The organism is Ferrovibrio sp. (assembly GCF_025869515.1).
Taxonomy (GTDB): Bacteria; Pseudomonadota; Alphaproteobacteria; order Ferrovibrionales; family Ferrovibrionaceae; genus Ferrovibrio.
Genome location: NZ_JAOZVR010000119.1, coordinates 55,929 through 79,537 on the forward strand (window position 1 = coordinate 55,929; position 23,609 = coordinate 79,537).

Here is a 23,609-nt window from a genome sequence, read left to right on the forward strand (position 1 = left end):
TGAACCGGGAAGGGCCGTAGACTCCGCCATCATGCTTCGGATTCGCGTTATTGCCGTGATCGTCCTGACCGGGCTGGTCGCCGCCTGCGGCGAGCAGGCACCGGCGCCGGTGGTCTTCGGCCATCGCGGCGAAATCCCGGCCGTGACGCCGGGCACGCCGCCGCCCGGCGGGCAATCGAGAGGGGCTGCAGGTGCCGTGCCGCTGCCGGCCCCGCAGGGCAGCGTGCAGATGGAGCAGCTGGCACCGCCGGGCGGCGGCGCGAGCGGCCGGCCGGCACCGAATGCGGTTCAGCAGGCCGTCCCGCAGCAGGCCGTCTCGCAGCAGACTGCGGCAGCCGACGCCGTGATCGTGCAGCCGGGCGATACCGTCTATGCGCTGTCGCGCCGCTATAACCGGCCGGTCCGCGCCATCATCGAGGATAACAACCTGCAGCCGCCTTATGCGCTGCAGTCGGGCCAGCAGCTGCGTCTGCCGCAGGGGCGCTTTCACACGGTGCAGCGCGGCGAAACGCTGTACAGCATTTCGCGCGGCACCGGCGTCGACGTCTACAGCCTGGCGCAGGCCAACGACCTGCAGCCGCCATTCGGCATCAGTGTCGGCCAGCAGCTGAAGGTGCCGTCGCCGACCGGCTATGCCGTCGCCTCGGCGCCGGCGCCGGACAGCCCGAGCGCGCCGCAGGAGCCGGCGCCGCGCGGCTATCAGGCCGATACCCTGCCGGTGTCGCCGGGTGTGCAGCCGCCGCAGGCCGAGGACACTAACAGTGCCGGTTTGCCACCTGTGCCGCAGGCACCGCTGCCGGAGAGCGATGTGCCGGCACGCGGCACTGCCACGCCGCAGGCCGAAACCGAGGCCGTGGCGACAGCGTCGCCACCTCCGTCTTCCGCTCCGGTGGCCGATCCGAAACAGGATACCGTGCTGCCGCCGCGCTCGGGCCGCACTTTCTCATGGCCGGTGCGCGGCCGCGTGCTGGCCGGCTTCGGCCCGACGCCGGACGGGCTGCATAACGACGGTATCAACATCGCCGCGCGGGCCGGCGCGCCGGTGATCGCGGCCGAGAATGGCGTGGTGGTCTATGCCGGCAGCGAGCTGAAGGGCTTCGGCAACCTGCTGCTGGTGCGCCATGCGGATGGCTGGATGACGGCCTATGCCCATCTCGACAAGGCGCTGGTCAAGAAAGGCCAGAAAGTCACCAGGGGCCAGGCCATCGGCACGGTGGGCAGCACCGGCGGCGTCGGCCAGCCGCAGCTGCATTTTGAAATCCGCCGCGGTACCCAGGCGGTCGATCCGGCCAAGTTCCTGTCGGTGGCCTAAGACTTCAGCGTCCTGATCGGCTGGCCGAGGCGGCCGGCGAGATCCTGGATGAATTGCCAGGCGACGCGGCCTGAGCGTGCGCCGCGCGTCATCGACCATTCCACCGCTTCGGCGCGCAGCTGCGTCTGGTCGATCTTCAGGCCATAGGCTTTGCTGTAGCCATCCAGCATGGCGAAGAAATCTTCCTGGCTGCAGGAATGGAAGCCGAGCCAGAGGCCGAAGCGGTCCGACAGCGAGACTTTCTCTTCCACGGCTTCATGCGGATTGATCGCGGTCGACTTCTCGTTCTCCATCATGTCGCGCGGCAGCAGGTGGCGGCGGTTCGAGGTGGCATAGAGGATCACGTTGTCCGGCCGGCCTTCGATGCCGCCATCCAGCACGGCCTTCAGCGACTTGTAATGCTGGTCTTCCGCATCGAAGGAGAGGTCGTCGCAGAACAGCACATAGCGGCGCTTTGAATCGCGCAGCAGGGTCAGCAGGGCGGGCAGGGTGGGAATATCCTCACGGTGGATTTCCACCAGCGCCAGCGCCCCAGTCTTTCCTGGCTGCTTCTTCGCGTTGATGGCGCCATGCACGGCCTTGACCAGCGAAGACTTGCCCATGCCACGCGCGCCCCAAAGAAGCGCGTTGTTGGCCGGCAGGCCCCTGGCGAAACGCTGGGTGTTGTCGAGCAGGATGTCGCGCACGCGCTCCACGCCCTGCAGCAGGCGGATCGGCACGGCATTGATGCTGGGCACCGGGGCCAGCCAGCCGGGCGCGGGCTCGGCATGCCAGATGAAGGCATCGGCCGCCGTCTCGTCGAAAGCCGGCGCCAGCGGCGGGGCGAGCCGTTCCAGCGCCGCCGCGATGCGCAGCAGGGTGGTTTCGTGCAGGTTAGCTGCAGGCTTTGCTTTGGGGCGGGTGGCGGGTTTTACAGGCTTCTTCGGCATGCTTGTCACGGAACGATACGAGTGAAAGACCGGGCTATTCTGGGGATGCCAAAGCCGGGGCGCAACCGGTAGCGGGACCCTGGTGTTTGCGCCATAATCCGGCCCCGAAATCGACCAAGCGCAGCTTATATTGTGGAGGCCATATGTATCCCGAAGTGCAGCTTTACATCGACAACGCCTGGACCAAGGGTGCCGGCGGCAAAACCATCCCGGTGCTGAACCCGGCCACCGGCGAGGAAATCGGCAAGGTCGCGCATGCCGAAAAGGCCGATCTCGACCGCGCGCTGGCTGCTGCCGACAAGGGCTTCAAGGCCTGGAAGAAGGTCTCGCCGTTCGACCGCTATAAGGTGCTGCGCAAGGCCGCCGACATCATCCGCAGCCGCGCCGACGACATCGGCAAGATCATGTCGATGGAGCAGGGCAAGCCCTTCATCGAAGCCAAGGGCGAGACGCTGCTGGCTGGCGACATCATGGACTGGTTCGCCGAAGAAGCGCGCCGCACCTATGGCCGCATCGTGCCGCCGCGCGCCGAGGGTGTGTACCAGCTGGTGGTGAAGGAGCCGGTCGGTCCCGTCGCCGCCTTCACGCCGTGGAATTTCCCGATCAACCAGGCGGTGCGCAAATGCTCGGCCGCGCTGGCGGCTGGCTGTTCGATCATCCTGAAGGGTCCGGAAGAGACGCCGGCATCCTGCGCCGCGCTCGTTCAGGCTTATGTCGATGCCGGCGTGCCGGCCGGCGCGATCCAGCTGGTCTACGGCATTCCGTCGGAGATTTCGGAATACCTGATCCCGCATCCGGTGATCCGCAAGATCACCTTCACCGGCTCGACTCCGGTGGGCAAGCATCTCGCCATGCTGGCGGGCCAGCATATGAAGCGCATCACCATGGAACTCGGCGGTCATGCCCCGGCCATCGTGTTCGACGATGCCGATGTGGACACCGCCGTGAAGGTGCTGAGCGCCAACAAGTTCCGCAATGCCGGCCAAGTCTGCGTGTCGCCGACCCGCTTCCTGGTGCATGAATCGGTCTATGGCAAATTCGTCGAGGGCTTCACGGCGTTTGCCAAGTCGCTCAAAGTGGGTGACGGCATGGACAAGGAGACCCGCATGGGTCCGCTGGCCAACGACCGCCGCGTGCAGGCGATGGAGATGTTCGTCGCCGATGCCGTGTCGAAGGGCGCCAAGGTCGAGACCGGCGGCAAGCGCATCGGCAACAAGGGTAACTTCTTCGAGCCGACCGTGCTGACCGGCATCAACACCGACATGCGCATCATGAACGAGGAGCCGTTCGGCCCGCTGGCGCCGATCATCCCGTTCTCGAATTTCGATGCGGTGGTGGAAGAGGCCAACCGTCTGCCCTTCGGCCTGGCGGCCTATGCCTATACCAGGTCGGCCAAGACCGCGGCTGCCATCGGTGCGGCGTTTGAATCCGGCATGGTGTCGATCAACCACCATGGCCTGGCCCTGCCGGAAGTGCCGTTCGGCGGCATCAAGGATTCGGGTTACGGTTCGGAAGGCGGCTCGGAAGCCATCGAATCCTACCTGAACACCAAGTTCATCACCCAGGTCGGCCTTTAACCGCCACCGCCGCCATGATTGAAAAGGGGGCTTTGGCCTCCTTTTTTGTCCGCACAGAGATTTATAACCATCTATGCGAGTAAATGCCGGAGGTGTACACTAAAAACGATACTTTTTAGCGGAGGGATGGTCATGACGGCCGATGGCTGCTCCAATATGCGCAACCTGCTGCTGCTGCTCGCGGCGGTTTTTGTCCTCTGCATCCTTGCCGTTTTCATCGGCGCCGGCTGTTTCGTCATCGGCGCATTCATCGGCTGGGTATCCGGACTGACATGGGTAGCCAGCCTGTTCAGTGCCGGCTTCCTCGCCGTGATCGCGACTATCGGCAGTGCCATGATGGCGATCGGTCTTGCGATCATGGCTATTGCCGGCGTGGTCGCCGCGCTGGTGGCGCTGATCGCTTTCTTTGCGGTGCCAACCTATATCGTCATGGGCTGTACCGGCGCACAGGGCGGCGCCGGTACAGCCGCTGGTTTCGGCAATTTCGGCGGTGCGCAATGGCCTTTGCCGATCCCGCCGTTTCCCGGCCTGCCGCCGCTGCCGGCCGGTGTCGACCCGGCCAAGTTCATGCAGTGCCTGATGGCCGCCACTGGCGCGAGCTGCTCCTGTGGTGACAAGGGCAAGGACCCGGCCGCAGAGGCATGGTCGCTGCTGCAGCCCTTCATCGCATTCCTCGAAGATAAGGTGCGCGAGGCCAAGGAGCAGCAGGCGCAGTTGCAGGCCTATATCGACATGCTGCCGGGCAGCGCCGAGGGCAAGGCGGCCGCCGAGGAGGTGCGCAAAAAACTGGATGAAGCCAAGCGCCGGGGCGAGACCATGTCCTCCACCCTGAACACGGCACGGGCGGCCAGCGGCCAGATGCTGAGCAATGCCGGGAAAGGCCTCGGCGTCGGCTGAGCGCTAAAGAAACAGCCGCAGCACCATCCCGGCCAGTGCCGCGCCACCGAGCAGCCAGGCCAGACTGAGATGGAAGCGGAAGACGGCGATGATCGCCGCCGCCGACAGCAGCGCCATCCAGGGATCGAGGCTGGAGAGCACCGGCACGTCCCAGCTCAGCGGGCCGAACGACAGGCTTTCCATCCGCTTGAACAACACATGCAGGCCGAACCAGATGGCGAGGTTGAGGATCACGCCGACCACCGCTGCCGTGATCGCCGCCAATGCATGGCTGAAGGCGCGCACATGGCGGATGCGCTCGATATAGGGGGCGCCGAGGAATATCCATAAAAAGCACGGCACGAAGGTGACCCAGGTAGCGAGCAGGCCGCCCGCCACACCGCCGAGCAGCGGGTCGAGGCCACCGAAGCGGAAGCCGGCGATATAGCCGACGAAGGTGAGCACCAGGATCAGCGGGCCGGGCGTGGTCTCGGCCAGGCCGAGGCCATGCAGCATCTCGTCCGGCCCGAGCCAGCCATAGATCTCCACCGCCTGCTGGCCGACATAGGCGAGCACCGCATAGGCGCCGCCGAAGGTGACCACCGCCATCTTGCTGAAGAACACACCGATCTGGCTAAAGACGTGATCGGGGCCGAAAGCGGTAAAGCTGTAAAGCACCGGTCCGGCCCAGAGCAGCGCGAAGAGGGCGAGGATGCCGATGTTGCGCTGCCAGCTGGGTGCCACGCTGGGCAGCACATCGGCATCGTGCTTGGCCTGCGCACCGATCCAGTCGGGCTTTGCTTTGCCGATCCGCCAGCCGAGCAGGCCGGCACCCAGCACGACCAGCGGGAAGGGAATCTGCAGGACGAACAGCCCGATGAAGGCTGCGGCACTCAGGCCGAGCAGGAAGCGGGTCTTGATCGCGCGTTTGGCAATGCGCTGCATCGCCTCGAACACGATGGCCAGCACGGCGGCCTGCAGGCCGAAGAACACGCCGCTGATCACCGGCACCTCGCGCCACAGCACATAGATGGTGCTGAGGCCGAGGATGACGGCGAGGCCGGGCAGGATGAACAGCAGGCCGGCGGCGAGGCCGCCCTTCCAGCGATGCAGCAGCCAGCCGATATACACGGCGGTCTGCTGCGCTTCCGGTCCGGGCAGCAGCATGCAGAAATTCAGTGCATGCAGGAACTGCGGCTCGCTGACCCACTTTTTCTCGTCAACCACGATGCGATGCATCATGGCGATCTGCCCGGCCGGGCCGCCGAAACTGAGCAGGCCGATCTTCGCCCAGGTACGGAAGGCCTCGGCGAACGAAGGAACTGCGTTTGGAGTCGGGTTTTGCATGATTTTTTCTACCCGTTCATGCCGCCGGAGGCCAGCCATGACGTTCGTCAATCGCGCTGGCGCACCAAGCATACAGCGCATCGTAGATGAGCATGCCGCGCTCCAGCATGATGTCATCGTCCTGCAACATGGCCGACAGACCAAGCGAGATGGCGAGCAGGCCGGGGGCCTGCGGCGCCAGCTCTGGGCGGCCGGTATCGGCGGCGCGCACGATCAGGGCCAGTTGCGCCAGCGCCGGATCATCGCCCAGGTCATGCTTGGCGATGAAGCAGTCGAAGCTGCACAACGCGCCGTCATGGCTGTAGGCCGCGCCCGGGATATCGTAGGGCGTCGCCTGCCACTCCGTGGCGTGGGCAAAGACCTGGTCGCCGGGCACATAGAGGAAGCGTGCATCGGCATCGATGAAGCGGCGCACCAGCCAGGGGCAGGCGATACGGTCGATCTTCGGCCGTTCGCGGGTGATCCAGCGGCTGGGCTCCGCCGGCGGCTTGGCCTGCATCGGCCCGCTGGCGGCCAGCCAGCCTCCGATGCCGTCGACCAGATAGCGGGCGCGAAAACCACGACGCAGCAGTTCAGCTGTCGCATTCTGGCTAACCTCATGGCCATGCACACAGGCCAAGATAATCTCGGCCTCGCGCGGCAGGTCGGCGGCCCATTGTGCCAGTTGCTCCGGCCGCCGGCGCCGTGCGCCACGAATGGTGCTGGTGGCTTCGGCATAGCGCTCCTCGCGCCGCACGTCGAGCAGCACGGGAAAGCGTCCGGCAGCATGGTCGTGCGCCAGTTCAGTGATGGAAATAGAGGGAAGAGGGGTATCCATAAGGCACTCCTGTCGTGGGTCACGACTGCAGGAGCGGCACTTGGATACCTTGTGGCATCTGCATCGGGGAGACCGCATTGTCCCCGTGACCGGAGACTTATCGCCGGCCGGGCGTGAAGGCAAGCGGAAATTTTTCAGGCTGTCGAGACTTTCCCGCCGGGATGACGCTGCACACGGCCGGCCAGTTCCTTCTCGGTCAGCACCATGTTCACCGTTGCGGCCGTCAGGCCGCTGACCCGCACCAGTTCGTCAATCAGCACAGGGCTTGGCGACAGCAGGCGTTCGATTTCGGTATGGGCGCGGGCGAGATCGTCATCACCGACCGGCGTTTCCTTCGGCATGGCCGGTACGACGGCGACACGGCGTTCCTGCTGCGGCGCCAGGATGGCGAGAATATCGTCGACGCTTTCGATCAGGGCGGCACCGTCCCGGATCAGGCTGTTGCTGCCGCGACAGCGCGGATCGAGCGGCGAGCCGGGCACGGCCATCACCTCGCGGCCCTGTTCGGCCGCCATCCGTGCGGTGATCAGCGAACCGGATTTCAGTGCCGCCTCGACCACCAGCACGCCGGCAGAGGCGCCGGAGATCAGCCGGTTGCGGCGCGGGAAATGCTGCGCCAGCGGCGGCGAGCCCGGCGGCATTTCGGCAAAGACGGCGCCGCGTTCGGCGATCTCGTCCTGCAGTTTGGCATTCTCGGGCGGGAAGCTGATATCGATGCCGGTACCGATGAAGGCGCCCGTTTTTCCTTCTGCACCAAGCGCGCCTTCATGGGCGGCTCTGTCGATGCCGCGCGCCAGACCCGACAGGATGGCAAAACCGCGCTGTGTGAGGGCCGCCGCAATATCGCGGGTGAAACGCTGGCCGATGGCCGAGGCATTGCGCGCCCCGACGATGGCAATGCCGGGCAGGGCGGTGATGGATTCCGGATCGCCTTTGACCGCCAGCAGGGGCGGCGCGTCTTCGAGCTGCATCAGGCCAAGCGGATAACCCGGTTCGCCCCAGGCGAGCAGTCTGGCATTGCAGGCCTTCAGCGCCTTCAGCTCAGTCGTAACGGTTTTCTCGTCGGCCAGGTCGATGCGGCGTTTGGCACCGCCACGCTGTGCCATTTCGGGCAGGCGCGCGATCGCCTCGGCCGCGCTGCCGTAATACCGGAGTATGTGATGGAAGGTGATCGGTCCGAGATGGGCACTGCGGATCAGCCGCAGCCAGTCGCGCTTGTCCTGTTCAGGCAATAGGCGGCTGCGCGGCATCCTCGGGCTTCTTCTTGCCGATCCTGGGTTCCTCGCCCCTGAGCAGGCGGGCGATATTCTGGTGGTGGCGGATATAGACCAGCACGGCCATCAGCGCGGCCAGCGCGGCGACATCCGGCCCGATCAAAAACCAGGCGACAACCGGCGAGGCGGCGGCGGCGATCAGCGCCGAGAGTGAGGAATAGCGCAGCGTGAAGGCCACGGCGAGCCAGCAGAGGATAGCGAACACGCCGACCGGCCAGGCGACGCCAAGCATGACGCCGAGATAGGTGGCAACACCCTTGCCGCCATTGAACTTGAGCCAGACCGGAAACAGATGGCCGAGGAAAGCGGCGAAGGCCGCCACCAGCATCACGTCGGGGCCGTACCAGGCGCCAAGCAGGGCCGCCGCTGTGCCCTTGCCGCCGTCGAGCAGCAGGGTGGCCGCCGCCAGATCCTTGCGGCCGGTGCGCAGCACATTGGTGGCGCCGATATTGCCCGAGCCGATGCTGCGGATATCGCCGAGGCCACTGAGCCGCGTCAGAACCAGGCCGAACGGAATGGCGCCGAGCATGTAGCCCAGCACGGCAGCAGCAACGTAATAGGGCAGCGGGGAATCCCAGGCCACCGGATCCATCATCATGATACTCAGCTTTCGCGTTTACGCTGGAAGACCGTTTCGCCGGCCACCACGGTGCGGAGCGCATGGCCCTGCACGCGGCGACCATCATAAGGCGAGTTCTTGGCCTTGGAGCGGAATTTCTTTTCATCGACACGCCAGGGCGTATCGGGATCGAAGATCAGCAGATCGGCCGGTGCACCGGGCGCCAGACGGCCGCTGTCGAGCTTGAGCAGCCTGGCCGGATTGCAGGTCAGGCAGGCAAGCAGACGCAGCAGCGGCACCGAGCCGTTGTGATAGAGCTCCAGAGTGAGCGGCAGCAGCGTTTCCAGACCGATCATGCCAAATTCGGCCTGGGCAAACGGCAGCCGCTTGCTTTCCGGATCCTGCGGCGCATGCGCCGAGGAGATCACGTCGATGGTGCCGTCGGCGATGGCATCCACCACGGCCTTGCGGTCGCTTTCGACGCGCAGCGGCGGCTTCACCTTGGCGAAGGTGCGATAGTCGCCGACATCGAATTCATTGAGCGAGAAGTTATGCGGCGCGGCGCCGGCGGTGAGGCGCAGGCCGCGCTGCTTGGCGCGGCGCACCACATCCAGTGATTCTTCGGTGGAAAGATGCGAGGCATGCAGGCGGCCATTGGTGGCTTCCAGCAGGCGCACATCGCGTTCAAGCAAAATCACCTCGGCCATCGCCGGGATACCCGACAGGCCAAGACGGGCCGCGACCTCGCCTTCGTTCATCACGCCGCCCCTGGCCAGCGAATGATCCTCGCAATGCTGCATCAGCAGCAGGTCGAAGGTGGTGGCATACGAGAGCGCGCGGCGCATCAGGCGTGGCGAGGAGATCGCCCGGTCGCCTTCGGTGAAGGCCACAGCCCCGGCCTGGGCGAGCAGGCCAAGCTCGGTCAGTTCTTCGCCCTTCGTACCCCTGGTAATCGCAGCTGCCGGCAGGATGCGGACCACGGCAGTGTCCATAGCCCGGCGGGCAACGAATTCAACCAGTGCCACTTCGTCGATGGTCGGCTCGGTATTGGGCATCGCCACCATGGTGGTGACACCGCCGGCCGCCGCCGCACGTGCGCCGGTTGCCAGGGTTTCCTGGTGCTCGGCACCGGGTTCGCGCAGCCAGACATGCATGTCGATCAGGCCGGGCGACAGGCAATGCCCCTGGCAGTCGATCTGTTCGGTATCGCCGGCGAAGCTGCCGCTGGCCAGCTTGGGGCCAAGATCGACGATGCGGTCGCCTTCAGTGAGCAAAGCGCCTTTCACATCGAGACCGGAGGCGGGATCGAGCAGGCGGGCGTTGGTGTAGAGCTTGCGGCGGCGGGCCATGGGACTGGGACTCATGCTCCGGCCGGTGTGCTGTGGCGCCAGTTCGGCAGATGCTGGGCCAGCAGTTCGAGGCAGGCCATGCGGACGGCAACGCCCATCTCGACCTGTTCGTGAATGACGCTGCGGTGAATGTCGTCGGCCACCTCGGTATCGATCTCGATGCCGCGATTCATCGGGCCGGGATGCATGATCAGTGCATCGGGCTTGGCGAAGCCGAGCTTTTCGTAATCGAGGCCGTAGAAATGGAAATACTCGCGCGTGGACGGCACGAAGGAACCGTGAAAGCGCTCCATCTGCAGGCGCAGCATCATCACGATGTCCACGTCGGTAAGGCCCTTGCGCATGTCGTGATAAACCTCGACGCCAAGCCGCTCGGCATAGGCCGGCATCAGGGTGGGCGGGGCGATCAGGCGCACGCGGGCGCCCATGGTATTCAGCAGGTGGATATTCGAGCGTGCCACGCGGCTGTGCAGGATGTCGCCGCAGATGGCGACCAGCAGCCCCTCAAGGCGCCCCTTGCGGCGGCGGATGGTGAGGGCGTCGAGCAGCGCCTGGGTCGGATGTTCGTGGCTGCCGTCGCCGCCGTTGATGACGCCACAGCCGACCTTTTGTGCCAACAGGGCGACCGCGCCGGAATCCTGGTGCCGCACAACCAGCAGGTCCGGATGCATGGCATTCAGGGTGATCGCGGTGTCGATCAGGGTTTCACCCTTCTTCACCGAGGAGGTGGCGACCGACATGTTGATGACGTCGCCGCCGAGTCGCTTGCCGGCCAGTTCGAAACTGGTGCGGGTACGGGTCGAGTTCTCGAAGAACAGGTTAATGATGGTCCGGCCGCGCAGGGAGCTCTGCTTCTTCTCGACCGCCCGGTTCAGATCGACATAGCGGTCGGAATGATCCAGCAAAATCTGGATATCCTGGGCGGAAAGCCCTTCGATTCCAAGAAGATGGCGATGGGAAAAGGGCGGCAGCGGCCGGAGGCCGGCTGATTCGGCGGGGGTGGCGCGACTCACAGACATTAAAGAAGCACCATACATAAAGGGTCGCCGCCGGGCAATGAGCCGGCTGGCAAAGCTTTAACCAATTTCTGCTTAGCTGGCTTCGATGATGCAGGACTATAGCCAGAATCAGGTCGATGTGGCCGGCGTCGAGAATGCCGCGGGGCAGGCCGTGCGCCTGCTGCAGGTGCTGAACGGCCGCGCCGCGGAAGTCCAGGCCATCACCGGGCGGATGTTCACGCTGGCCACCATCCTGCCCTTTGGCGATTATGCCGACGGCTTCCGCCGCACCCAGGAATTCCTGTCCTTCTGCGATGTAATCGAAAGCAAGCTGGAGAATTTGCCGCCGGCGACGCGCGAGCCGATCCTGCATGAAGTGACCGCCGTGAAGGTGCGCGCCTTTCATGCCCTGCTGAAAGCGATGGGCGCCCATCTGATCGCCCTGGAAAAGCGCGACATGATCAATTTTTTCGCCCAGGCGGTTTTCCTGATGCAGCAGGATGTGCTGGTCCAGTTCGCCGCAGATGTCATGCCGGGTGTGCCGGAACAGCTGGTACCGGAAGCGATGCCAGCCCTGTGCGATGAAATCCTGGAGCGGCTGAAACGGCTGCTCGACCGCTGCGTCGACGTTCCTGATTTCCGTTTCGAGACATGAATGCGCCGTCGCCCCCCGATGTCATGCCGCCGGGATCTGCGCTGTCTGTGCTGCAGAACCTGCAGGCCGGACTGGATGCGCATCGCCGCGGCGACCTGAGCAGCGCGGAGCAGCATTATCGCGCCGTTCTGCTGGCGGCACCCGATACCCTCGATGCCTACAACCTGCTCGGCCGCCTGCTGGTGCAAAGCGGGCGGGCCGGCGATGCCGTGCCTCTGTTGCGCCATGCGATCGACCGTGCCGCCGCGCAGGCTCCTCTGTGGGTCAGCTACACTGAGGCGCTGCTGGCCTACGGTGCCATTGCCACCGCCCGCGAGGCGGCGGAAAAGGCCCGCCAACTGGCCCCGAAGGAAGTCGACGTGCTCTACATCTGGGCCGAAGCCCAGCGCGTGGCCGGCGCCTGGGTGGCGGCCGCAGACGGCTACCGCGCCCTGCTGGCCGCGCAGCCGGGCCATGCCGGTGCCTGGCTACAACTGGCGAGCTGTTTGCAAGCGATGGGCGATCTGCCCGGAGCGCGACAGGCCGCCCAAAGCGCAGTGCAATACGCCCCGCAGGCGCCGGAGTGTCATAACAACCTGGGCAGCCTGTTCGCCGCCGGCGACGAGCATGCCGTGGCGCTGGCACATTTCGACCGCGCTCTGGCACTGAGGCCGAACTACGCCGCCGTCTTGATCAACAAGGCCGCTTCACTGCGCGAGACAGCCCGCGCCACAGAAGCCCTGCCGCTGCTGGAGCAGGCTCTGGCCCTGACACAGGGACACGCGCAGGCCTATGCGGGTCTGGCCCTGGCCCGCCACAGCCTGGGGCAACTCGATGCGGCCCGCGCGGCCTATCGTGAGGCGCTGCAGCGCCAGCCACAGGATGCCGAGACGCAGTGGAACTATGCTCTGGCCAGCCTTGCCGTCGGGGATTTCGCCGGCGGCTGGCAGGCCTATGCCTGGCGCTGGCGCAAGGCCGCGCCGCCATTGCCGCAACGCGCCTGGCCGTGGCCGATCTGGACCGAGAATGATGTGGGCGGCAAAAGGCTGCTGATCTGGGGCGAACAGGGGCTGGGCGACCGGCTGCTGCTGCTGCAGTTCCTGCCGAGCCTGATCGAGGCCGGAGCCAAGGTGACGCTGGAAACCGATCCGCGCCTGATCCCGCTGCTGCAGCGCAGCTTTGCCGATGTCGATTTCGCGCCCGAAGGCACACATGCCGATCCTGCGCTGCTGCTGCGCCGCTTTGACGGCCACCGGCCGCTGGGCGATCTGGCCGTAACGGTGCCGCCGGGCAAACCGCTGCTGCAGGCGGATGCCGCGCAGGCCGTCCTGCTGGCCGGACAATACCGGCAGGGCAGCAAGGACAAACTGATCGGCCTGTCCTGGCGCAGCGCCAATCCGACGCTCGGTGCCGCAAAGTCGCTGCGACCGGCCGACCTGGCACCGCTTGCCGATATCCCCGGACTGCGCTTCGTCTGCCTGCAATACGGCGCCACCGCGGAAGAGCATGCCGCGCTGCGCGGCCTGTTCGGCGACCGGTATATCCACGATCCGGCGATCGACGCGCAGAACGATCTGGCCGGGCTGGTCGACCAAATTGCCGCACTGGATCTGACCGTCACGGTTTCGAATGTCACGGCACATCTGGCCGGGGCGCTGGGCCGGCCGGTCTGGCTGCTGGCGCCGCCAGCCGGCCGCAGCCTGTTTTTCTACCTGATGGCAGCAGGCGAGGGCACACCCTGGTATCCCGGCATGCGGATTTTCCGGCGCCGTCATGCGGAGGGACCGGAAAGCCAGCTTGCGGCGGTCGCCAAGGGGCTCGAATTGCTGGAAAAATAGCCCAGCGGGTGTTAGCAAAAGGCCCGCCGCTGGCACTGCCGGCGTTCAGACCCTAGTTTAAGCCCATGACCCGCAAAAGCTATTACATCACTACGCCGATCTATTACGTCAACGACAAGCCGCATATCGGGCATGCCTACACCTCGCTCGCCTGCGACGTGTTGGCACGCTTCAAGCGGCTGGACGGCTATGACGTGATGTTCCTCACCGGCACCGACGAGCACGGGCAGAAGGTGGAGAAATCGGCCGAGGTTGCCGGCATCGATCCGAAGAGTTTCTGCGACACCGTCAGCCAGACCTTCCGCGATCTGGCCAGGGCGATGAATTTCTCCAACGACGATTTCATCCGCACCACCGAGCCGCGGCATGTGACTGCCGTGCAGGCGCTGTGGCAGAAACTGGTTGCCACAGGGAATATCTATCTCGGCGATTATGCCGGCTGGTATGCCGTGCGCGACGAGGCCTTCTACCAGGAAGACGAGCTGACAGATGGCCCGAACGGCCAGAAGCTGGCGCCATCCGGTGCGCCGGTGGAGTGGGTGAAAGAACCATCTTACTTCTTCCGCCTGTCGGCCTGGGGCGACAAACTGCTTAAATTCTACGAAGAGAATCCCGGCTTTATCCTGCCGGCCAGCCGCCGCAACGAAGTGATCAGCTTCGTGAAGGGCGGGCTGAAAGATTTATCGGTGTCGCGCACCACCTTCAAATGGGGCATCCCGGTGCCGGGCGACGAAGCGCATATCATGTATGTGTGGCTGGATGCGCTGACCAATTACATCACCGCCGCGGGCTATCCGCATACCGAGAGTGAGAAATACACGCGCTACTGGCCGGCCGACCTGCATATGGTCGGCAAGGATATCCTGCGCTTCCATGCGGTCTACTGGCCGGCCTTCCTGATGGCGGCCGATGTTGCTGTGCCCAGGCGCGTCTTCGCGCATGGCTGGTGGACCAACGAAGGCCAGAAGATTTCCAAGTCGCTGGGCAATGTGATCGACCCGCTGGCCCTGATCACCGAATATGGCCTCGACCAGACGCGCTATTTTCTGATGCGCGAGGTGCCGTTCGGCAATGACGGCGATTTCCGCCGTGCCGCGATCATGAACCGCATCAATTCCGAACTGGCCAACGGCTTCGGCAACCTAGCGCAGCGCACGCTGTCTTTCTGCGCCAAGAACACCAATGCCTCGGTGCCGACGCCGGGCGCCCTGAGTGAGGCCGACGAGGCGCTGCTGGCCCAGGCCGACAGTCTGGTGGAACAACTGCGCGCCACGCTGGATGACCAGGCGATACACACAGCACTGCAACAGTGGTTCGACCTGGTCGATGCCGCCAACAAGTATATCGATGTCGAAGCGCCGTGGACGCTGCGCAAGACCGATCCGGCCCGCATGCAGACTGTGCTGTGGTGCCTGCTGGAGGCGATCCGCCAGCTTGCCATCCTGGCCCAGCCCATCATGCCGCAATCGGCCGCCAGGATGCTGGATCAGCTCGGCGTTTCGGAAGCCGCGCGCAGCTTCGCGCATCTCGGCGAACCGGGACGCCTGCGTGCCGGCACGCCGCTGCCGACGCCGCAGGGCGTGTTCCCGCGCCATGTGGAAGCGAAAGCAGATGGCGCTTAACATGGCGTTGCTGATCGACAGCCATTGCCACCTGGATTTCCCGGACTTCGCCGAGGAACGCGATGCGATCATCGCCCGCGCGCGGCAGGCCGGCGTCGGACTGATGCTGACCATATCAACGCGGCTCGATCAGTTCGACCGCGTGCTGGCGGTGGCCGAGGCCTATCCGGATGTCTATTGCACGGTCGGCATCCATCCGCATGAAGCCGACGACCATGTCGATGTCGCCGCCGCCAGGCTGATCGAGCTGACCAAGCATCCGAAAGTGGTCGGCATCGGCGAGACCGGCCTCGATTACTTCTACGAACACAGCGACCGCGCAGCGCAGCAGGCCTGCTTCCTGGCGCATATCCAGGCTGCGCGCGAAACCGGCCTGCCGGTGGTAATTCATACCCGCGACGCGGACGAAGACACTGCCGCGATTATCGAGGCCGAAATGGCCAAGGGCAGGTTCAAGGGCCTGTTGCATTGCTTCTCGTCCGGCCATGCGCTGGCCGAACTGGCGGTGAAGCACAATATGATGGTGTCGTTCTCCGGCATTCTGACTTTCAACAAGGCGCGTGCCGTTCAGGAGTCTGCCCAGGCCCTGCCGATGCAGAACCTGCTGGTGGAAACCGACGCGCCGTATCTGGCTCCCGTGCCGCTCCGCGGCAAGCGCAACGAGCCATCCTATGTGGCCCACACCGCCGCATTCCTGGCCAAGCTGAAAGGTGTCAGTACAGCCGAGATCACCGCGACAACGACGGCAAACTTCCTGCGCCTGTTCAACAAGGTGCCGGCCGAGGCGGTCAGCGACCGCCGCGCGGCCTGACGGACTCCCGCCGATGCGCATCACCATTCTCGGCTGCGGCGGATCGGTCGGCGTACCGCGCATCGACGGCAACTGGGGCGCCTGCGATCCGAACGAGCCGAAGAACCGGCGCAGCCGCGGCTCCATCGTGATCGAGCAGGGCGAGACGCGCCTGCTGATCGATACCAGCCCCGATCTGCGCAGCCAGTTCCTGGCCAATGGTTTTCATTGGGTCAGCGCCGTGGCCTGGACGCATGACCATGCCGACCAGACCCATGGCCTCGACGACCTGCGCACGCTGGCCTATATCTCGCGCAAGCGTATCGAAGGCTATGCCGACGCCTTCACCCATGAACGACTGGCCCGCAAGTTCGCCTATTGCTTCGAGAAGATGGCCGATGGTTATCCGCCGATCATCGAGCCGAAACTGATCGACGGTCCATTCGCTGTCGGCGAGATCGAGGTGATTCCGTTCCGCCAGCAGCATGGCGCAATTCACTCGCTCGGTTTCCGCTGCGGCGACTTTGCCTATTCCAACGATGTGGTGGCACTCGACGAAGAGGCCTTTGCCACTCTGGACGGCATCAAGCTCTGGGTGGTCGACGCGCTGCGCTACGAACCGCATCCGACCCATAGCCATGTCGAACAGACGCTGGGATGGATCGCCCGCCTCGGCGTCGAGCGCGCCGTATTGACCAATCTGCATATCGATCTCGATTACACCAAGCTGAAAGCCGAATTGCCGTCCGGGGTCGAGCCGGGCTATGACGGCATGGTGCTGGAATGCTGATGCAGGATCGCTGACGCCTCCATGCTGAAAACCATCTGGGCGATCTGGGAGCGTGGTGCCGCCGGCATGCAGAGCCAGGCGCTTGGCCTGGCTGAGGCACTGTTCACCACCGAAGGCTTCGCCCTGCCGGTAGGCTTCGAGGTGGCGCTGCGTGCACCGCATACATGGCTGCCGATGCTGCCGGCCTTTGCCAGTCTCTCGGCGCTGACCCCGGATACGCTCAAGCCTCTGCATGAGCTGGCCAAAGAGCAGGGCTGGCCTGACCTGCTGATCGCCAGCGGCCGCAAGGCCGCGTTCGCCGCCCTGGCGATCAAAAAGGCGAGCGGTGGCAAAACCCGCACGGTATTGACCCAGGATCCGCGCAGCAATCCGCGCAACTGGGATCTGCTGGTGGTGCCCGAGCATGACCGCGTGCGTGGCCCGAATGTGCTGCTGACCCATGGTGCGCTGCATCGGGTGACCAAGTTCAAGCTCGACAGCGGCGCCCAGTCGCTGCGTGCCGAATGTGCCATGATCCCGACGCCGCGCGTGGCGGTATTGGTCGGCGGCAACAACCGCAACTACACGCTGGACGAAGAATGGATGCGCGATTTCGTCGGCCAGCTGCGCCGCATGGTGGAGCGCTCCGGCTGCGGCATCATGGCCACGGTGTCGCGTCGCACCGGCGAAGCTGAAACCAATATCCTGCGCGGCGGCCTGGCCAGCCTGCCGGCCATCCTGTGGGACGGGAAGGGGCCGAATCCCTATTTCGGCTTCCTCGGCATCGCCGATGTCATCGTGGTGACCTGCGAATCGATCTCGATGATTTCCGAGGCCTGCTCGACCGGCAAACCAGTGCTGGTGGCACGGCTGCCCGGCCGCTCTAAACGCTTCGAGCAGTTCTATGACAGCCTTCTGCAGCGCGGCCTGATCCAGTGGTTCGACGGCCGCCTGATGCTTTGGGAAAACAGCCGGATCGACGATATGGACCATATCGCCCGCGATATCCGTGACCGGCTGGGCTGGGCCTGATCCGCCGTCTCCCGCCCTGAGGCGGATTGTCGCGTTACCCGACTTATTGATGATATAATATAACATTCTTGGCTCTGGCCGCTTTATTTTGCAAGCGGTTCTCATTATTAATAGGCCGCCTCACAGACGACATCCGCGCGCAGACGCGGCGAACCCGGAGTAAGATTCTGATGAACCATGAGCTTTCCTTCATGGCGCTGGTCCTGAATGCCGACCCGATCGTCCAGGGCGTGATGGCCATCCTCGTCCTTACCTCGGTCACCTGCTGGGCCATCACGGTCGAAAAACTGGTGCGGTTCGGCACGCTGCGGCGCGCAGCACGCAGTTTCGAGGCAGCAGTGAAGGCCGATGCCCTGCTGAGCAACCCGGCCAAGGCAGGTGAGGGCATCCAGGCGGCCATCCTGACCGCTGCGGCGCGCGAGAAGCGCGACGGCATCGATGCCGGCGAAAGCCGCTACGAGTTCCGTGTCCGCCTGGAAATGGTGATGCGTCAGGCGATGGCACAGCAACTGCGTCAGGTTGAGCCTGGTCTGCCGTTCCTCGCCACGGTCGGCTCAGCAGCGCCCTTCATCGGCCTGTTCGGCACTGTCTGGGGTATCATGAACAGCTTCACCGCGATTGCCGGTTCCAACGACACCAGCCTGGCCGTGGTTGCGCCTGGCATCGCCGAGGCGTTGTTCGCCACCGCACTCGGCCTGGTCGCCGCCATTCCGGCCGTCGTGCTCTACAACAAGTTCAGCACCGATCTCGGCCGCCTGGCACAGCGTTTCAACGTTGCGATCAACGAGGCCGCGCGCCAGTTCTCGCGCAGCGGCCCGCAACCATTGGCGCGCCCACTGGCGGAAGCCGGCCAGTAAAGGGCGTAGATCATGGCCATCTCACCGATCGGTACCGGCGGCAACGATTACAGCAACGACGGTTTCGACGGCTACAAGCCGATGTCGGACATCAACGTCACCCCGTTCGTCGACGTGATGCTGGTGCTGCTGATCATTTTCATGGTTGCGGCACCGCTGATGATGGTGGGCGTACCTTTGCAACTGCCAAAGACAACCGCCGCGAAGGTGACGCCGCCGAAAGAACCACTGGTGATCAGCATCGACAAGGACGGAAAACTGTTCATTCGCAAGGATCCGGTGGAAGAGGTGGAACTGGCCGCCCGCCTGAAGGATCTGCATGGCAGCGAGCCCGATACTGTCGTCTATGTGCGCGGCGACAAGGCGCTCGAATATGGCCGGATCATGGATCTGATGAGTCTGGTCGGGCTGGCCGGCTTCGGCAAAATCTCGCTGGTCGCGGAAGGCGCGACGGCGAAAGCCGCGCAGTAACGGCGCATGCGCGCGAAACTCTCATCCTGGATCGTATCGGTCGGCGTGCATATCGCCGCGATCGCCTTCCTGTTCTTCGGATTTCCGTATTTCCAGAAGCCGATCCAGGCCGAGGAGAAATTTCAGGGCATCGAGGTGCTGCTGCTGGCCGCCGAGCCACCGCAGCCGGTGGCGGTGCATACGCCGCCACCTCCGCCTCCGCCGCCACCGCCGGAACCTGATCCAATCGTTTCCAAATCCGCTGAGCCGGATATTGAGGTGGCGCCGCCGCCCAAACCCAAGCCGGTGGTACAGCGGCCACCGAAGCCACCGCCGCCCAGGCAAGAGCCAAAGCCGGTGGTCGAAACACCGCCGCAGCCAGGGCCGCCCGTGCCGCAGCAGCAGGTGGCCGTGGCGCCGCCAGCACCGGTGTCCTCGGCGCCGCGCGTGATCGCCAATCCGAATGCCGAGGCGAACTATTACGCCACGCTGCTGGCCTGGCTGGAAAAGAACAAGGAATATCCGCGCCGGGCGCAGTTGCGCCGCATGGAGGGGGTTGCGCATCTGCGCTTCACCATCGATGAAACCGGCCGCGTTATCGCGCACCGGATCGAGCGCAGCTCCGGACATGAGACACTGGATGATGCCGTCGAACGCATGATCGCCAAGGCGTCGCCATTGCCGCCGATCCCGCCGAGCCTGGGTAAATCCAGTCTCGATATCGTGGTGCCGGTACAGTTCTTTTTGAAGTGATCAGACAGAGAGTCGAGAAAGGCCAATGATGCGATCGATGTCCAGCCGGATCGTGACCGGGATCGTCAGCCTCGGTCTGCTGTTTGTCATCAGCACGGCGACAGCTGCCGAAACTGACAAGGCCAAAGCCGCCACGCTGAAAACCTACGCCGATATCGCCCAGGCGGTGTATGAGGATTCCACAACGACGGCGCGCAGCCTGCAGAAGGCCGTGACGGCGCTGATCGCCAAGCCCTCGGATGCCACGCTCAAGGCGGCCCGCGACGCCTGGATCGCCGCCCGTGTGCCGTATCAGCAGTCGGAGGTCTTCCGCTTCGGCAATCCGGTGGTTGATGAGTGGGAGGGGCGGGTGAATGCCTGGCCGCTGGATGAAGGCCTGATCGACTATGTCGACAGCGGCAGGTATGGCGAGGAGTCGGACGAGAACCCGCTCTATACCGCCAATGTGATTGCCAACAAGAAACTGAAATTCGGCGGCAAGACGCTGGATACCGGAAAGATCGACTGGCGCCTGCTGCGCAGGCTGCATGAAGTCGGCGGCGTCGAAGCCAATGTGGCAACCGGTTACCATGCCGTGGAGTTCCTGCTCTGGGGCCAGGACCTGAACGGCACCGGCCCGGGTGCCGGCAACCGGGCCTGGACCGATTTCGCCAGACAGGGCTGCACGAACGGCAATTGCGACCGGCGCGGGCAGTATCTGATAGTCGCGACGCAGATGCTGGTGGAAGATCTCGCCTTCATGACGAAGCAGTGGGGGCCGGATGGCGCCGCGCGCAAGGTGCTGACCGCCAAGGGCGTCGACAACGGCATCAGCGCCATGCTGACCGGCATCGGCAGCCTGTCCTATGGCGAACTGGCCGGCGAGCGCATGAAACTCGGCCTGCTGCTGCATGATCCGGAAGAGGAGCATGACTGCTTCTCCGACAACACGCACAATTCGCACTACTACAATGTAGTCGGCATGCTCAATGTCTATGGCGGCGAGTATACCCGCGTGAACGGCAGCGTGGTGAAAGGCCCCGGCCTGACCCAGCTGGTCCGTGCCGCTGCACCGGAACTGGACGGCGAAATGCGCGGCAAGCTGAAGGCGACGCTGGATGCCATGACGGCCATCAAGCAGCGCGCCGAGAGCAAGGAAGCCTACGACCAGATGATCGGAGACGGCAACACCGAGGGCAATGCGGTGGTGCAGGCCGGCATCGACCGCCTGACCGATCAGACCAGAATGTTGGAGCGGGTAGTTGCCGCGCTGAAGCTGAAAGTGACGTTCGAAGGGTCGGACAGCCTCGATGCGCCTGACAAGGTCGGCAAGAAATAAGCGTGCTGTCGCGCTTGCCGTTCTGCTGACGGCGGGCGCGGCACAGGCGGCGGATGAGGGGCCGCAGAACGGCCTGCTGGCCGGCGCGGCGACCGGTCGGCGTTTTGACGCCACGGCTTTTTCCCAGCCGTCCGCCAATATGAGCTTCGAGCGTCAGCTCGACTTCAAGGTTGGCGATGGCATCTTCCGCAAGCTCTGGGTACCATCGCCCAGTTCGACGAAATCATCGGACGGCCTCGGCCCGCTGTATAATGCGCGCAGCTGCCAGTCCTGCCATATCCGCGACGGGCGCGGCCAGCCGCCGGCGACTGGCGAAGCGGCAGTGTCGATGGTGCTGCGGCTGAGTATTCCGCCGCGGAGCGACGACGATCGCCGCGCGCTGTCCAGCTTCATGCGCAGCGTCACGCCCGAACCCGTCTATGGCGGCCAGCTGCAGGGCTTCTCGGTCAATGGACTGCTGGCTGAAGGCCGCATGACCATAGACTACAGCGAGCATCCGGTAACCCTGGCCGACGGCGAGGTGATCCTGCTGCGCCGGCCGCGCTATGGTGCGGTTGGGCTGAACTACGGCCCGCTGCATCCGCAGACCATGCTGTCGTCCCGCGTGGCGCCACCGATGATCGGGCTCGGCCTGCTTGAGCTGATTCCGGAAGCGGCGATCCTGCAGCACGCCGACCCGGAAGACAGCAACGGCGACGGCATCGCCGGCAAACCGAACCGGGTGTGGAGCCATGCCGAAGGCCGGGCCATGCTGGGCCGTTTCGGCTGGAAGGGCGGCATGCCCACGGTGGCAGACCAGGTGGTCGATGCCTTTGCCACCGATCTCGGCCTGTCGACGCATCTGGTTCGTGCCTCGCATGGCGATTGTACGACGGCACAGAAGGATTGCCTTGCCCTGCCGACCGGCGAGGATATGCGCGAGAGGGTCGAAGTGTCGCGCAAGATGCTCGACCTGGTGATTTTCTACGCCCGCAACCTCGCCGTTCCCGCGCAGCGCCATCCGCGCGATCCCGCCGTGCTGCGTGGCCAGGCGCTGTTTGCCGCCGTCGGTTGCAGCGGCTGCCATGTCCCCGGCTTTGTCACCGGCAGCGACCCGGGCCGACCGGAGCAGTCGGCCCAGACGATTTTCCCCTATACCGATCTATTGCTACATGACATGGGCGAGGGGCTGGCGGACGAACGGCCGGAGGGGCAGGCCAATGGCCGGCAGTGGCGCACGCCGCCGCTCTGGGGGATTGGCATGACCTGGACCGTCAGCGGCCATGATGCCCTGCTGCATGACGGCCGTGCCCGCGGCGCACTGGAAGCCATCCTGTGGCACGGCGGCGAGGCCGAGGCGGCGCGAGCGCGGGTGCAGCGCATAAGTCGCTCGGAACGTGCCGACCTGCTTGCCTTTATCCAGTCGCTTTAATTCCGGAGTCCGTCATGCGTTTCATTGCATCCGCAGCCCTCGCTGCCCTGCTGGCCTTTGCGGCCGCGCCCGTCCGGGCCGTCGAGGCCGATACCTACGCCGCGCTGAACAAAGCTGCCGTCGAAACCCATATCCTGCCGCGTTACGACGCCCTGGTGACGGCGACGGCTGCGCTCGATGGTGCGGCAAAAACCTATTGCGCAGCGCCGGCCGCCAAGCCTATTGCCGATCTGCAGGGTGCCTTCGGCCAGACAATGGATGCCTGGCAGGATATCCAGCATGTGCGTTTCGGACCGGTCGACTGGTTCTTCCGCAGCCAACGCTTTGCCTTCTGGCCCGATCCGCGCAACACCATCGGCAAGCAGATGGCGGAACTGCTGGCCCGGCATCAGGCGGGATCGGTCGATGTCGAACTGCTCGCCAGAGGCAGCGTCGCGACACAGGGCCTGCCAGCACTGGAGCGCCTGATTTTCGGTGATGATGCCGGCAAACTGAAAACGGGTCCCGAAGCCGCGTATCGCTGCCGTTATGTCGAGGCGATTGCCGCCAATCTGGCGCAGATGGCGAAAGAGACACGCGCCGGCTGGCGCGATGGTGGCGACAAGGCTTTTGCGGCGGTGATGCTCGATACCAGCAAGCCGGATGCGCCATATCGCGAGGCGCAGGAAGCTACTCTGGAGCTGTTCAAGGCACTGTATCTTGCCGTGGAGCTGGCGTCCGATCACAAGCTGGCGCGACCGCTGGGCGCTGCAATCAAGGATGCGCGGCCGCGACTGGCTGAATCCTGGCGCAGCCAGCGCTCGCTGCGCAACATCCGGCGCAATATCGCAGCGGCACGCGATCTTTATCTGACCGGATTTGCAGCCGGCATTTCCGACCAGGCCCTGGACGCCACCATCCGCGATGGTTTTGCCAAGTCGCTTGCTGCGGCGGATACGCTGAAGCAGCCCCTGGAAGTTGCCGTCGCAGACAGGGCGGGCAGGCCGCAGGCCGAGAAACTAGCGGCCGAGCTTGTGGCACTGAAGAAACTGCTCGGCGACCGGCTGCCGGCGGCACTGGATATTCCAGTTGGCTTCAATGCGCTGGATGGCGACTGA

22 protein-coding genes are annotated in these 23,609 nt (G+C 64.8%); 15 read left to right on the plus strand and 7 right to left on the minus strand.

Annotated features, from left to right (window positions below):
* Nucleotides 1-31: 31 nt before the first annotated feature.
* Nucleotides 32-1,312 (plus strand): LysM peptidoglycan-binding domain-containing M23 family metallopeptidase, encoded by a 1,281-nt coding sequence (locus OJJ21_RS22710; RefSeq protein ID WP_297690155.1) that lies wholly within the window; start codon nucleotides 32-34, stop codon nucleotides 1,310-1,312.
* Here OJJ21_RS22710 and OJJ21_RS22715 read toward each other — a convergent pair.
* The gene (locus tag OJJ21_RS22715) at nucleotides 1,309-2,241 is read right to left on the minus strand and encodes an ATP-binding protein (RefSeq protein WP_297690157.1); all 933 of its coding nucleotides are present in this window, start codon (nucleotides 2,239-2,241) and stop codon (nucleotides 1,309-1,311) included. The genes OJJ21_RS22710 and OJJ21_RS22715 overlap by 4 nt on opposite strands.
* Before the next feature lie 143 nt (nucleotides 2,242-2,384).
* Here OJJ21_RS22715 and OJJ21_RS22720 point away from each other — a divergent pair, with 143 nt between their 5' ends.
* Nucleotides 2,385-3,818 (plus strand): NAD-dependent succinate-semialdehyde dehydrogenase, encoded by a 1,434-nt coding sequence (locus tag OJJ21_RS22720; RefSeq protein WP_297690158.1) that lies wholly within the window; start codon nucleotides 2,385-2,387, stop codon nucleotides 3,816-3,818.
* Between the two features lie 132 nt (nucleotides 3,819-3,950).
* Nucleotides 3,951-4,715 carry a hypothetical protein gene (locus OJJ21_RS22725; protein WP_297690160.1) on the plus strand — a complete coding sequence of 255 codons (765 nt, stop codon included), beginning with the start codon at nucleotides 3,951-3,953 and terminating at the stop codon, nucleotides 4,713-4,715.
* Between the two features lie 3 nt (nucleotides 4,716-4,718).
* Here the strand turns inward: OJJ21_RS22725 and chrA are convergent, their stop codons facing one another.
* The 6 genes from chrA to OJJ21_RS22755 all read right to left on the minus strand — a co-directional run bounded on the left by chrA (nucleotide 4,719) and on the right by OJJ21_RS22755 (nucleotide 11,059).
* A complete protein-coding gene (gene chrA / locus OJJ21_RS22730) occupies nucleotides 4,719-6,041 on the minus strand; it encodes a chromate efflux transporter (protein ID WP_297690162.1) in 1,323 nt (440 codons plus the stop codon).
* 16 nt (nucleotides 6,042-6,057) lie between these two features.
* Entirely contained in the window at nucleotides 6,058-6,858 is an 801-nt protein-coding gene (locus OJJ21_RS22735) for a chromate resistance protein ChrB domain-containing protein (protein ID WP_297690164.1), read from the minus strand.
* Between the two features lie 134 nt (nucleotides 6,859-6,992).
* Nucleotides 6,993-8,108, minus strand: a complete 1,116-nt coding sequence (gene dprA, locus OJJ21_RS22740) for a DNA-processing protein DprA (RefSeq protein ID WP_297690166.1) — start codon at nucleotides 8,106-8,108, stop codon at nucleotides 6,993-6,995.
* Complete coding sequence (gene plsY / locus OJJ21_RS22745) at nucleotides 8,083-8,727, minus strand: glycerol-3-phosphate 1-O-acyltransferase PlsY (RefSeq protein ID WP_297690273.1); 645 nt, start codon at nucleotides 8,725-8,727, stop codon at nucleotides 8,083-8,085. The genes dprA and plsY overlap by 26 nt, the downstream gene beginning before the upstream one ends.
* 8 nt (nucleotides 8,728-8,735) lie before the next feature.
* Nucleotides 8,736-10,040: a dihydroorotase gene (gene pyrC / locus OJJ21_RS22750; protein ID WP_297690168.1), complete on the minus strand. Its 1,305-nt coding sequence runs from the start codon at nucleotides 10,038-10,040 to the stop codon at nucleotides 8,736-8,738.
* Nucleotides 10,041-10,051: 11 nt separating this feature from the next.
* A complete protein-coding gene (locus tag OJJ21_RS22755; RefSeq protein ID WP_297690169.1) occupies nucleotides 10,052-11,059 on the minus strand; it encodes an aspartate carbamoyltransferase catalytic subunit in 1,008 nt (335 codons plus the stop codon).
* A gap of 85 nt (nucleotides 11,060-11,144) precedes the next feature.
* Here OJJ21_RS22755 and OJJ21_RS22760 point away from each other — a divergent pair, with 85 nt between their 5' ends.
* The 12 genes from OJJ21_RS22760 (at nucleotide 11,145) to OJJ21_RS22815 (ending at nucleotide 23,609) form a co-directional block, all read left to right on the plus strand.
* Complete coding sequence (locus tag OJJ21_RS22760) at nucleotides 11,145-11,693, plus strand: hypothetical protein (protein WP_297690171.1); 549 nt, start codon at nucleotides 11,145-11,147, stop codon at nucleotides 11,691-11,693.
* A 23-nt stretch (nucleotides 11,694-11,716) separates the two neighbouring features.
* Nucleotides 11,717-13,510 (plus strand): tetratricopeptide repeat protein, encoded by a 1,794-nt coding sequence (locus tag OJJ21_RS22765; RefSeq protein WP_297690173.1) that lies wholly within the window; start codon nucleotides 11,717-11,719, stop codon nucleotides 13,508-13,510.
* Nucleotides 13,511-13,575: 65 nt separating this feature from the next.
* Nucleotides 13,576-15,132 carry a methionine--tRNA ligase gene (metG, locus tag OJJ21_RS22770; protein ID WP_297690175.1) on the plus strand — a complete coding sequence of 519 codons (1,557 nt, stop codon included), beginning with the start codon at nucleotides 13,576-13,578 and terminating at the stop codon, nucleotides 15,130-15,132.
* A 7-nt stretch (nucleotides 15,133-15,139) separates the two neighbouring features.
* Nucleotides 15,140-15,943: a TatD family hydrolase gene (locus OJJ21_RS22775; RefSeq protein ID WP_297690275.1), complete on the plus strand. Its 804-nt coding sequence runs from the start codon at nucleotides 15,140-15,142 to the stop codon at nucleotides 15,941-15,943.
* Nucleotides 15,944-15,956: 13 nt separating this feature from the next.
* Nucleotides 15,957-16,712, plus strand: a complete 756-nt coding sequence (locus OJJ21_RS22780) for an MBL fold metallo-hydrolase (protein WP_297690177.1) — start codon at nucleotides 15,957-15,959, stop codon at nucleotides 16,710-16,712.
* A 21-nt stretch (nucleotides 16,713-16,733) separates the two neighbouring features.
* Complete coding sequence (locus OJJ21_RS22785) at nucleotides 16,734-17,723, plus strand: mitochondrial fission ELM1 family protein (protein WP_297690179.1); 990 nt, start codon at nucleotides 16,734-16,736, stop codon at nucleotides 17,721-17,723.
* A gap of 170 nt (nucleotides 17,724-17,893) precedes the next feature.
* Entirely contained in the window at nucleotides 17,894-18,580 is a 687-nt protein-coding gene (locus OJJ21_RS22790) for a MotA/TolQ/ExbB proton channel family protein (protein ID WP_297690181.1), read from the plus strand.
* Nucleotides 18,581-18,592: 12 nt separating this feature from the next.
* Nucleotides 18,593-19,051: an ExbD/TolR family protein gene (locus tag OJJ21_RS22795; RefSeq protein WP_297690183.1), complete on the plus strand. Its 459-nt coding sequence runs from the start codon at nucleotides 18,593-18,595 to the stop codon at nucleotides 19,049-19,051.
* 6 nt (nucleotides 19,052-19,057) lie between these two features.
* Complete coding sequence (locus OJJ21_RS22800; RefSeq protein ID WP_297690185.1) at nucleotides 19,058-19,783, plus strand: TonB family protein; 726 nt, start codon at nucleotides 19,058-19,060, stop codon at nucleotides 19,781-19,783.
* Between the two features lie 37 nt (nucleotides 19,784-19,820).
* Nucleotides 19,821-21,101: an imelysin family protein gene (locus tag OJJ21_RS22805; protein WP_366093612.1), complete on the plus strand. Its 1,281-nt coding sequence runs from the start codon at nucleotides 19,821-19,823 to the stop codon at nucleotides 21,099-21,101.
* Entirely contained in the window at nucleotides 21,073-22,512 is a 1,440-nt protein-coding gene (locus tag OJJ21_RS22810; protein ID WP_297690186.1) for a di-heme oxidoredictase family protein, read from the plus strand. Before OJJ21_RS22805 ends, OJJ21_RS22810 begins: the two co-directional genes overlap by 29 nt.
* A 14-nt stretch (nucleotides 22,513-22,526) precedes the next feature.
* The gene (locus OJJ21_RS22815; RefSeq protein WP_297690188.1) at nucleotides 22,527-23,609 is read left to right on the plus strand and encodes an imelysin family protein; all 1,083 of its coding nucleotides are present in this window, start codon (nucleotides 22,527-22,529) and stop codon (nucleotides 23,607-23,609) included.

What these genes read in the sequence shown, in the direction of transcription:
- OJJ21_RS22710 (WP_297690155.1), top strand. Translation starts at nt 32, where the DNA reads ATGCTTCGGATTCGCGTTATTGCCGTGATCGTCCTGACCGGGCTGGTC.
- OJJ21_RS22715 (WP_297690157.1), bottom strand. Translation starts at nt 2,241, where the DNA reads ATGCCGAAGAAGCCTGTAAAACCCGCCACCCGCCCCAAAGCAAAGCCT.
- OJJ21_RS22720 (WP_297690158.1), top strand. Translation starts at nt 2,385, where the DNA reads ATGTATCCCGAAGTGCAGCTTTACATCGACAACGCCTGGACCAAGGGT.
- OJJ21_RS22725 (WP_297690160.1), top strand. Translation starts at nt 3,951, where the DNA reads ATGACGGCCGATGGCTGCTCCAATATGCGCAACCTGCTGCTGCTGCTC.
- chrA (WP_297690162.1), bottom strand. Translation starts at nt 6,041, where the DNA reads ATGCAAAACCCGACTCCAAACGCAGTTCCTTCGTTCGCCGAGGCCTTC.
- OJJ21_RS22735 (WP_297690164.1), bottom strand. Translation starts at nt 6,858, where the DNA reads ATGGATACCCCTCTTCCCTCTATTTCCATCACTGAACTGGCGCACGAC.
- dprA (WP_297690166.1), bottom strand. Translation starts at nt 8,108, where the DNA reads ATGCCGCGCAGCCGCCTATTGCCTGAACAGGACAAGCGCGACTGGCTG.
- plsY (WP_297690273.1), bottom strand. Translation starts at nt 8,727, where the DNA reads ATGATGGATCCGGTGGCCTGGGATTCCCCGCTGCCCTATTACGTTGCT.
- pyrC (WP_297690168.1), bottom strand. Translation starts at nt 10,040, where the DNA reads ATGGCCCGCCGCCGCAAGCTCTACACCAACGCCCGCCTGCTCGATCCC.
- OJJ21_RS22755 (WP_297690169.1), bottom strand. Translation starts at nt 11,059, where the DNA reads ATGTCTGTGAGTCGCGCCACCCCCGCCGAATCAGCCGGCCTCCGGCCG.
- OJJ21_RS22760 (WP_297690171.1), top strand. Translation starts at nt 11,145, where the DNA reads ATGATGCAGGACTATAGCCAGAATCAGGTCGATGTGGCCGGCGTCGAG.
- OJJ21_RS22765 (WP_297690173.1), top strand. Translation starts at nt 11,717, where the DNA reads ATGCCGCCGGGATCTGCGCTGTCTGTGCTGCAGAACCTGCAGGCCGGA.
- metG (WP_297690175.1), top strand. Translation starts at nt 13,576, where the DNA reads ATGACCCGCAAAAGCTATTACATCACTACGCCGATCTATTACGTCAAC.
- OJJ21_RS22780 (WP_297690177.1), top strand. Translation starts at nt 15,957, where the DNA reads ATGCGCATCACCATTCTCGGCTGCGGCGGATCGGTCGGCGTACCGCGC.
- OJJ21_RS22785 (WP_297690179.1), top strand. Translation starts at nt 16,734, where the DNA reads ATGCTGAAAACCATCTGGGCGATCTGGGAGCGTGGTGCCGCCGGCATG.
- OJJ21_RS22790 (WP_297690181.1), top strand. Translation starts at nt 17,894, where the DNA reads ATGAACCATGAGCTTTCCTTCATGGCGCTGGTCCTGAATGCCGACCCG.
- OJJ21_RS22795 (WP_297690183.1), top strand. Translation starts at nt 18,593, where the DNA reads ATGGCCATCTCACCGATCGGTACCGGCGGCAACGATTACAGCAACGAC.
- OJJ21_RS22800 (WP_297690185.1), top strand. Translation starts at nt 19,058, where the DNA reads ATGCGCGCGAAACTCTCATCCTGGATCGTATCGGTCGGCGTGCATATC.
- OJJ21_RS22805 (WP_366093612.1), top strand. Translation starts at nt 19,821, where the DNA reads ATGTCCAGCCGGATCGTGACCGGGATCGTCAGCCTCGGTCTGCTGTTT.
- OJJ21_RS22810 (WP_297690186.1), top strand. Translation starts at nt 21,073, where the DNA reads ATGCGCCTGACAAGGTCGGCAAGAAATAAGCGTGCTGTCGCGCTTGCC.
- OJJ21_RS22815 (WP_297690188.1), top strand. Translation starts at nt 22,527, where the DNA reads ATGCGTTTCATTGCATCCGCAGCCCTCGCTGCCCTGCTGGCCTTTGCG.